We start from the raw sequence: 5,740 nt of genomic DNA on the forward strand, positions 1-5,740 counted from the left end.
TCGTCGTTCTTGGCGAGCAGGAACTCCGCGAAGCGGTTCTGGGCGAGCAGGATGACCTGGAGGAACTGCTGCTGGCTGAGCCCCACGATCTCGTCGAGCTCGAGCGCGACGTTGCGGGGACCGCGCTGCCGCCCGATCCACTCGCCCTCGACGTACTCGTCGAGGTGCGCGTCGGGAGCGAGCGTCGTGAAGCCCTCGCCGCGCTTCTTCGGCCGCTGGTATTCCGGGGATCGGGTGACCTTCCATCGGCGATCGCCGACGGTGAACTCCACGCTCACGCGGGTCGGATCCTCGGGAGCGCAGTGGTCGCTGCGCAGTCGCTTCTCGGCGCCGTCGTAGCGCGGGGCAGAGCCGTAGAGCGCGAAGCACACGCCGTCGAGCACGCTCGACTTGCCGGCACCGGTTCTACCGGTGATGAGGAAGATGCCGTCGCCCTCGTAGGCGTCGAAGTCGACCACCTGGCGGTCGCGGAACGGCCCGAACCCCTCGAGTTCGAGACGGTGCAGTCTCACGCCGTCGCCTCCGCGAGGCTGCGCTGGTCGATGATGTCGCGGATGAGCTCGTGCTCGAGCTCGCTCGCGCCCTCGCCGTCGCGCACGTGCGCGAGGAAGGCGTCGACGAGCTCCGCATCGCTGCGTACCGCGCGCACCCGGCGCGCGTATCCGCCGGAGGCATCCGCGGCCGGTGTCGCCGGAGTGTGCATGACCGTCGCGCAGAACGGGAAGCGGGCGAGCAGGCGGCGCATCGCGTCGATCTGCGGCGTCGCGTCGGTGTACTGCGCGCACACCCAGTCGTCGACGTGGGCCTCGTAGTCCTCCGCCTCGAGCAGCTCGTCGAACGTCGCACGAAGGGTCACCAGACGGCGCGGGATCGGAAGGTCGAGCCACGTCGCCGCGACCTCGCCCGCGGCATCCATGTCGATGAGCCATGATCCGCGCGGCTTCGCCCCCTCACCGAAGCTGTAATGCAGCGGCGCCCCGGCGTAGCGCACCGTGGGCGCGAGCTGCTGCCGGCCGTGGATGTGGCCGAGGGCGACGTAGTCGACGCCGTCGAAGCTCGACAGCGGCACCACATCGAGGCTCCCCTGGCGGATCTCGCGCTCCACGCCCGGAGTCGGCTCGACGCCGGCGGTGAAGCAGTGCGAGATCACGACGCTGCGGGCCGGATGCTCCTGCAGGTCGGCCCGCACGAGGCTCATGGCATGGTCGATCGCATCGGCCTGCGTACGCATCACGGCGCCCGGCCACACGTGGCGGACGATGCCCGGCTCGAGGTACGGGATGCCGTAGAAGCGCACGGGTCCGTCCGCATCGTCGATCACGACCGGGTCGTCGAGTCTCAGCGGGTCGGTGAGCACGTGGATGCCCTCACGCAGAAGCCCTGCCTGGAATCCGAGGCGTGCCGCCGAGTCGTGGTTGCCGCTGGTGACGATCACGTGCGCGCCGGTGTCGGCCAGGCCGCGCAGCGCGTCGCTGAGGAGCGTGTAGCACGCCGCCGCCGGTGCCGCAGAGTCGAACACGTCGCCGGCGACGATCACGACGTCGACGTCGTGCTCGCGCACCTGCTCGACGAGGTGTTCCAGCACGCCGCGCAGCGCATCGAGCGTCGAGTGACCGTGGAAGGATCGCCCGATGTGCCAGTCGGAGGTGTGCAGGATGCGCATGCCGACAGGGTAGATCGCCCCTCCGACACGGTCGTCGAGGCGCTCCGCTCAGTCCTCGGTGTCGCTCGCGATCCGCCGCGAGAGAGCGGCGATGTCGGCATCGGAGACGTCGAGGCCGGCTTGCGCGACGCGGCCGCGCACGGCATGCTCGACGGATACGAGCGGCTCTCCGGCGAGGTCGGCGCGCATCTGCTCGACGAGCCCGTCGAGCTTCTCCGACGCGGAGGCATTGTTCTCCGACATCGCGGGGCGGGACTGCTCGCCGCGCTCGTCGAGAGCACCGGAGCGCTGCGCCTGATCGACGGTCATCGTGTCGCGTCCGCCATCGTGCCCGTAGTGGTGGCCGTCCGGGGTCGCACCCGCCGGTGAGGGCGAGTCGGTGCTTCGGGTGTCGGCCTCACCGGTCGAGGTGGTCGTGTCGTTCGCGTCTTCCGCATCCCGGCGATCGGGATAGTTCACGCCCGGTTCGTCGAACTCGTTTCCGCTGGTGCTCACGAGGTCTCCTCCTCGTCGTCTGCGGCGAGGTCGGGATCGGTGTCGGGCTGCGCGCCCTCGACCGGTCCGACGTCGACACCCGGGTCGGGTTCCTGGTGCTCGAGCGTGAGGTCCGGGCTGCCCGTGGCTTCGCGGTCGGCCTCGGCGGTCTCACCGTCGGCCACGGCGCCGCTCTCCCACCCGCCCGCGGGTTCGGCGTCGATGACGCCCTCCGGCAGGTCGCGTTCCTCATCCATGCCGACTCCTTCCGTCTCCCTTCAGCGTGACGGGTGCCTCGGATGCGTCTCGAGGGCTTGACCGGCAGGCGCGGGCCGGGTAGGCGTCAGCGCGGCTGCAGGATGCCCGCCCGGGCCGGGTGCGCGGCGAACCAGTCGGCGACGTACCAGCAGACCGGGCTCACCCGGCGGTCCCCCGTGCTCTCGATGTCATCCACCGCGCGCTCGACGATCTCGGCCGCGTACCCGTGCCCTCGGAAGGTCGGCACGGTGTAGGCGCGCGTGAGGGCGACGGTCCGGCCGTCGTCGCGGTAGTCGAGCACGCTGACGAGGTCGTCGCCGCGGTGCAGCGTGTAGCGCGAAGCGTCGTTCTGTCGGGTGAAGCGCAGGTCTGTCACGGCGATAGCGTACGCCTGCCGCGGGCCGGCGGCGCCGGAACACGCTCGGCTCGCACCGCGCGCGCAGATTGCGCGCCGGGGGTCATCCGTCTCCGGTCGTCACCTGCGAGACCAGCCGGTCGACCTCCTCGTCGGACAGGTCCTGGCCCGCCTGTCCCAACCGTTCGCGGAGGGTCTGCGCGACCTCTTCGCGCGAGGCGTCGCCGGAATCCGAGCGCACCTGCGCGACGATGCTCGCCACGTCGTCGACGTCGCCCCCGGCCTCCGAGACCTCGTCGGCTCCCGCAGACCCCGATTCGGTCGGCGCCTCGCCGATGTCGTGTCCGCCGATCACGCCGATGCCGACCGCCACGTGGTCGACGTCGTCGGACGCCTTCTTCTCGTCGTTCTCGCTCATGCGGGTCTCCTTCCGTGGATTCCAGCTTCGCGCCGTCGAGGTGCGCGGTCACGGGGTTGACACGCCCGCCTCGATGCCCCGTTTCACCCGGGCGTCGTGGTCACTCGGGCAGCACGCCGGTGCTCGCAAGCCGGCGATACCAGTGGCCGGAATCCTTCACCGTGCGTTCGAGGGTGTCGAAGTCGACCCGCACGATGCCGAAGCGCTTGGCGTATCCGTAGCCCCACTCGAAGTTGTCCAGCAGCGACCACACGAAGTAGCCGCGCAGGTCGACGCCCCGCTGCAGCGCGCGGTGTGCGGCCGTGAAGTGCCGGCGCAGGTAGTCCAGCCGCTCCGGATCGGGCACCGATCCGTCGGCGGCGACCACGTCGTCGAACGCCGCGCCGTTCTCGGTGACCATGAGGGGCTGGTCCGGGAACTGGTGCGACAGCGATACGAGCAGCTCCTCCAGGCCGTCGGGCGCGATGTTCCAGCCCATCGCGGTGTACGGCCCGGCCTGCTCGAGGAACTCCACCGACGTGTCGCTGCCCGGCCACGCCGTGCCGCCGCCGGCGGCCTTGTGGCCGTCGTTCTGCTGCCGCTCCGCGACCCCGTCCCACATCTGCACGGTCACCGTGGAGTAGTAGTTGACGCCGAGCACGTCGATCGGCTGATTGATCTGTGCGAGATCGCCGTCGTGCACGAACGACCAGTCGGTGACCGCCGCGGTGTCCTCGACAAGATCCTGCGCATATTCCCCACGCAGCATGGGACCGGTGAAGGCGCGGTTGGCGAGCGCATCCACCCGTCGGATCGCCTCCTCGGCGCGATCGCCGCGTCCGCGCGGCACGTGGAAGTTCAGGGTCACGGAGTACTGCGGGTCGCCGGTCGACGTCTCACGCAGTGCCGACACGGCACGTCCGTGGGCGAGATTCAGGTGGTGCACGGCGGCGAGGGCGGATGCCGGCTCCCGGCGTCCGGGTGCGTGCCCGCCCTGGCCGTATCCGAGGTAAGCAGAGCACCACGGCTCGTTCAGGGTGGTCCAGGTGTGGACGCGATCGCCGAGCGCGGCGCCCATGACGGCCGCGTACTGCTCGAACGCGTCGGCGGTCGCGCGGGCCGGCCACCCTCCGGCGTCTTCGAGAGCCTGCGGCAGGTCCCAGTGGTACAGCGTCGCCACGGGACGGATTCCGCGCTCGAGCAGACCGTCGACGAGCCGGGAGTAGAAGTCGATGCCCGCCTGATTCGGCGCACCCGTGCCGGTCGGCTGGATGCGCGGCCAGGCGATCGAGAAGCGGTACGCACCGAGCCCGAGATCCTTCATGAGATCGAGGTCGCGCTCCCAGCGGTGATAGTGATCGCACGCGACGTCGCCGGTGTCGCCGTTCCAGACGTTTCCGGGCGTCTTGCTGAAGGTGTCCCAGATCGAGGCCCCTCGACCGCCCTCGTCGAAGCCGCCCTCCACCTGGTACGACGCCGTGGCAGAACCGAAGACGAAGCCTTCCGGGAAGACCAGTCCGGAGTCGCGGTAGTCGGAGTTGCCGATTCTCATCGGGTCACCTCGTCGAGATCGATGTCGAAAGATGCGCGCTGCCCGTCCGGGGTGGTGACGGCCACTGTGCGGGTGCCCTCGCCGCCCGGGAACACGCGCAGACGAAGTCCTTCCCGGTAGTCGTAGTCCGGCCGGTCGTCGCGCGCGCCCCACGGGATCACCGCACCCGGCCGGGCGTAGAGCGGCAGCGAGTCGAAGCCGTGAGTCTCGCGGCGCCACCGCGCACCCTCGACCTCCTCGCCCGTGAGCAGGTTCGTCCACGTGCCGGCGGGGAGGTAGAACTCCACCTCACCCTCGGCGCTGAACACCGGGGCGACCAGCAGCTCGGAGCCGAGCATGTACTGCCGGTCGAGGTAGGCGACGGCGGGATCGTCGGGGAACTCCATCATCATCGGGCGCATGACGGGCACGCCGGTGGCCGCCGCGTCGACGCCCTGCTGGAACAGGTACGGCATGAGACGCATCTTGAGCTTGGTGAAGATGCGCGTGACATCCACCGCCTCTTCGTCGAACTGCCACGGCACCCGGTAGGACTGCGACCCGTGGAAGCGGGAGTGGCTGCCCAGGAGCCCGAATGCGGTCCAGCGCTTGAAGACCCCTGCATCCGGGGTGCCCTCGAATCCGCCGATGTCGTGGCTCCAGAACGCGAAGCCGCTGGCCGCGAGCGAGAGGCCGCCGCGGAGGGTCTCGGCCATCGACGCGTACGTCGAGGTGGAGTCGCCGCCCCAGTGCACCGGCATGGTCTGTCCGCCGGCCGTGGCCGAACGGGCGAACAGCACGGCGTCGCCCTCTCCCCGGGCCTCGACGAGCACCTCGTGGACCGCAGCGTTGAACAGGTGCGTGTAGAGGTTGTGCATGCGCGACGGATCGGAGCCGTCGAAGTACACCACGTCGGTCGGGATGCGCTCACCGAAGTCGGTCTTGAAGCAGTCGACGCCCTGCTCGACGAGCCGGCGCAGGTGCGACTGATACCACGCGGTCGCCGCGGGATTGGTGAAGTCGACCAGCGCCATCCCGGCCTGCCACATGTCCCACTGCCAC

At 70.1% G+C, this 5,740-nt stretch carries 8 protein-coding genes; all 8 read right to left on the reverse strand.

The features are described from left to right. A partial coding sequence (locus B4E30_RS14115) for an SMC family ATPase (protein ID WP_286795711.1) occupies nucleotides 1–512 on the reverse strand: 512 nt, incomplete at its 3' end. Continuing rightward, complete coding sequence (locus B4E30_RS14120; protein ID WP_286795714.1) at nucleotides 509–1,663, reverse strand: exonuclease SbcCD subunit D; 1,155 nt, start codon at nucleotides 1,661–1,663, stop codon at nucleotides 509–511. The genes B4E30_RS14120 and B4E30_RS14115, both read right to left, overlap by 4 nt. 48 nt (nucleotides 1,664–1,711) lie before the next feature. After that, nucleotides 1,712–2,158: a hypothetical protein gene (locus tag B4E30_RS14125; protein ID WP_286795717.1), complete on the reverse strand. Its 447-nt coding sequence runs from the start codon at nucleotides 2,156–2,158 to the stop codon at nucleotides 1,712–1,714. Then, nucleotides 2,155–2,394, reverse strand: a complete 240-nt coding sequence (locus B4E30_RS14130) for a hypothetical protein (protein ID WP_194384649.1) — start codon at nucleotides 2,392–2,394, stop codon at nucleotides 2,155–2,157. Before B4E30_RS14130 ends, B4E30_RS14125 begins: the two co-directional genes overlap by 4 nt. Nucleotides 2,395–2,480: 86 nt before the next feature. Then, nucleotides 2,481–2,771, reverse strand: a complete 291-nt coding sequence (locus B4E30_RS14135; RefSeq protein WP_071043956.1) for a GNAT family N-acetyltransferase — start codon at nucleotides 2,769–2,771, stop codon at nucleotides 2,481–2,483. Nucleotides 2,772–2,853: 82 nt separating this feature from the next. Beyond that, nucleotides 2,854–3,168 carry a hypothetical protein gene (locus tag B4E30_RS14140; protein WP_194384648.1) on the reverse strand — a complete coding sequence of 105 codons (315 nt, stop codon included), beginning with the start codon at nucleotides 3,166–3,168 and terminating at the stop codon, nucleotides 2,854–2,856. A gap of 100 nt (nucleotides 3,169–3,268) precedes the next feature. Continuing rightward, nucleotides 3,269–4,699 carry a GH1 family beta-glucosidase gene (locus B4E30_RS14145; protein ID WP_194384647.1) on the reverse strand — a complete coding sequence of 477 codons (1,431 nt, stop codon included), beginning with the start codon at nucleotides 4,697–4,699 and terminating at the stop codon, nucleotides 3,269–3,271. Further along, nucleotides 4,696–5,740, reverse strand: a 1,045-nt coding sequence (gene yicI, locus B4E30_RS14150; RefSeq protein WP_286795722.1) for an alpha-xylosidase, incomplete at its 5' end; no start/stop codon positions are given. The genes yicI and B4E30_RS14145, both read right to left, overlap by 4 nt.

The organism is Microbacterium sp. UBA3394, assembly GCF_002358725.1.
GTDB lineage: Bacteria > Actinomycetota > Actinomycetes > Actinomycetales > Microbacteriaceae > Microbacterium > Microbacterium luteum.